This window comes from Dehalococcoidia bacterium (assembly GCA_041653995.1).
GTDB lineage: Bacteria > Chloroflexota > Dehalococcoidia > GIF9 > UBA5629 > CAIMUM01.
This window is the reverse complement of record JBAZEK010000057.1, coordinates 1-3,318: the sequence shown is the minus strand read 5'-3', so window position 1 is coordinate 3,318 and position 3,318 is coordinate 1. Positions and strand designations below refer to the sequence as shown.

The window sequence follows — 3,318 nt, the reverse complement described above, 5'->3', positions numbered from 1 at the left end:
TGAATGTCCTCTGGCTTCAGTAAAATACCGCTACCACCACCCGGCCCACTCCCACCAACCTCTCCTGGCCTTCCCTCGTGCCCGAAGTTACCAGATCCCGGACCGCCCTTCACCATCACGTCCACCCCCACGCTCGCCGCCATCTCGCCCCTGCCAAACACCACCATCTTCCGGGCGTGCTTCGGGAACTTGCGGATCTGCTTGAGCGCCCGATCCCCTCCCTTCTTAAACAGCCCGAACCAGATGGGGCGGATTTCCTGCACGACTTGTTTGTCCCATTTGGCAGTGGAGGAGGGGACGGCGTTGGAGGGGTTGGCGGCTTTGAGGGATTTGGTTATGTCAGGATTATTCCAGTCGAATGCTCCGCTATTTCCTGTAGCCGATTTAATTTGCTTGTTGCTCAACACTACAATCTCATCGGGCAATCGCCATTCCGCTGAAGCCTTTTCGTGATAAACAAATACCCCGTCATATCCATTATGCTGTAAGTTCCGATAGGCTTCATCTGTAACTAACAGTGGAAATTCTTTGTTTCCTTCTCCTATCACCTCTATCGCCCAATCCTTTGTGTCTGAATCAAAGATCAAAGGGTTCTGAACACTTAAATAAACAGGCATAATGTTTGCACCAGGTTTTGTGTCAGAATAATGATGAGCAGCGGGAATATCTGTAGGTTTGGTAGAAAAGAAAAAAGCCCGACCACTCTCCCCTATCATGCTACGACTGCGACCCGCAGTTTCCCATTGCTGCACAGACGGCTTATTTCCCCCAGGAGCGAACGTTGTAAAATCCCCTACCGTCCCGTGATAGGCTACCAATGGCTTTCCTTCCTTATCCACTACTTTGCTACTTCCAAACCATTTTTTGAACTCCGGCGTGTCTGGAGCTGATATGCCTGGCCCGCTGCCCCCTACCTCTCCAGGCCTGCCCGCGTGCCCGAAGTTACCAGATCCCGGACCGCCCTTGTTTGTCACCCCATCAATCAGCCGCCCATACACCTCGGCCACCTGCGCCTTCAGGCACCGGGCCACGGCCTTGCGGAGCAGGCGCTCGTCGGGGGAGAGGGGCTTCACTTCCCCCGTGCCGACTGCCGATTGTTTTGTGAGTAGGGAATTCATTTGTCCTTAAACCTGTGCATCTGTGCCAGCCGCGCCTCGGCCTCGGCCCGCGTCTTGTACTTCCCGAACAGCTTCCCGGTCTGGTGGCTGTACACGGCGAACATGCCGTCCTCTTCCTTGATGAACTTATTGGAAGTCTCTATAGCAAAAATATCCGACCATGTGCCCATGTGTTTCAGACTCTCCACCACGTCCCGGCTCGCACGTAAACGTCCCACTCCCCTGCGGTCGAACCGGCCCCGCTCGTTTCGCACCAGCCGGACCGGGATACCGGCCAATTGCGGGCTGACGTACTGACCGTCCACCTCCATGGACATGCCGTCGGAGAGGGACTTCTTAGTGCCTTCAGTTAAAGCCCCGCCAGGAAAGCCGCCCCCGCGTGGGGAACTGGTCGCCTTGTTCGGTGTTGGCTGGATGTTGCCTGCGTCTGTTCCTGTCTCAGGCGGCAATGGCGGACTCCCCAGCGGGGCAAATTGTTGTGTGGCTTGCGCCTGTTGCATAAACACCGGCGTGTCTCCCCACGCGACAGGCTCCTCGCCCTCACGCTGACGGATCTCGTTGATGAACGTCAGGCCGGTGTTGAGCTTGGCCGTATCCTCATTGAGCTGAAAGGCCTTGTCCTTCGGCACCGGGTTGTCGAACGCCAAAAACAGTCGCTCCCCGTCGTACATAGGACACAGCTGCTCGTTGAGCTTCTCCTCAATCCGGGTGCATCGGGGCAGGGTGTTGAACTGCGCCATAAACAGGTCAGCCCCCTCCATACCCGCACGCGGTGCCCGGCTGATCTGGGTGGTGTCCACCAATCCTATTGGCACAGGGAATGCCCCGCAAATCTTCTTCATGATCCAGTCTTCGCCCCGGTTGAAGTCCAGCTCCTGCGGATTCCAACCCACCTTGTCGATCTCATAACGGTAGTCGGTCACCTTGACTTTGCCGGCATTCTTGGCGCCCCGGAACATGGCGTTCCACTCCCGCTCCACCAGCCCGCGCTCCTTGGTGTCCAGCTCACCCTCGAGGTACTTGACGATCAGGTCAGGCCGGGCCATGTTGCCCATCGTGGCAAGAACGAACTTCTCCCGCAACTCACTGGACTCGATGGCGTACGCCGCCGCCTGCACAGGACCCATTCCATACCAGGGGTCCAGCGGGTTGGGGTACTTGAAGTGGATGACGCTATCAGGCGCGATGTGGACCGCCTCTTGCCCATAGGTATTCATGCCATAGATGTACTCGCTGACGAACTTCTCCTTGTCCGGCACGATCTTGACCCACTGGGAGCGGAGCACGAACATCTTGGACGGGACAGCCATCTTGTCCTTCTCGATGTACCAGTAGGCGTTCCCAGTCAAGTCGAGCATGATGGACGTCAGCTCCTTCATCTCGAAGCCGTTCTCCTGGTCGTTGACGTTCTGGAGCAGGTCCAGCAGGGGGTGCTCCTCCAGCTCCTCGAAGTCCTCAGCCCCCGCCACATTGGGGAGGCTCTTGGCGAGTCGCTTGCGTAACCAGGCCGCGTCATCCTTCTTCACCCTATGAGTTGTGAAGTTCTTTACGTATGACTGTCCCTTGGCCCTGCTGGCATATAGCTTGAGGGGAGTGGTGGCGAGGCGAACGGCAGACAGTTGGGCGCACATTTGGGTCCAGCCCCAGTATTTCCGCACAAGGGCCTCCTGGCTGACGTCCGGCATCTTGCCATAACGCTTCAGGAACTCCAGCGCGCCGCCGGGCAGGGAAGCGGTAACCACCCTCGGGAACAGGCTAGCAGCTTTCGCTATTGCTCGTGAAAAGATGTTCATGATGGAAGTATGCTCATTTTATTCCTACTAATTGTCGTCCACGCATCGGGATCGTTGTACACCCGATGAAAATGTTCCTCGTCCGTTTCCCGCTCCACCACCGTTGGCCTGGCGGCATTGTTTCTGGCAAGAGCAATACGATCAAGCAGTTGCTCCTTCAAGGACTTTTGAACTGTCAATTCCTCCTGCATGTATGATCCTTTCCAACTCCTGACGCTCTTCTACAGATCCGGCCTGGGCCAGAATGTCTTGATATGAATCGTGATAGACTGAACTTGGATCTTGCTCGTCCCCGCCCACCCCGGCGTGCGGACGGATGAACTTCGGGGACGCCATGTTGATCGCCCCACTAGCCGCGTCCACCTGGTCGTCGTGAGGACAATCTGCACTGAACGACTCCACCTCGT

The 3,318-nt window shown here is 56.8% G+C and carries 3 protein-coding genes; all 3 read right to left on the bottom strand.

The annotated features are described in order from the left end of the window. Window positions 1–839 (bottom strand): hypothetical protein (locus WC359_15275; GenBank protein ID MFA5401812.1); only part of this gene is annotated, 839 nt, incomplete at its 3' end. A 275-nt stretch (window positions 840–1,114) separates the two neighbouring features. Then, window positions 1,115–2,911: a phage portal protein gene (locus WC359_15270; protein ID MFA5401811.1), complete on the bottom strand. Its 1,797-nt coding sequence runs from the start codon at window positions 2,909–2,911 to the stop codon at window positions 1,115–1,117. A gap of 141 nt (window positions 2,912–3,052) precedes the next feature. Beyond that, window positions 3,053–3,318, bottom strand: a 266-nt coding sequence (locus tag WC359_15265; protein MFA5401810.1) for a hypothetical protein, incomplete at its 5' end; no start/stop codon positions are given.

Bases quoted from the DNA above. Each gene is read 5' to 3' on its own strand.
- WC359_15270 (MFA5401811.1), bottom strand. From the start codon at position 2,911: ATGAACATCTTTTCACGAGCAATAGCGAAAGCTGCTAGCCTGTTCCCG.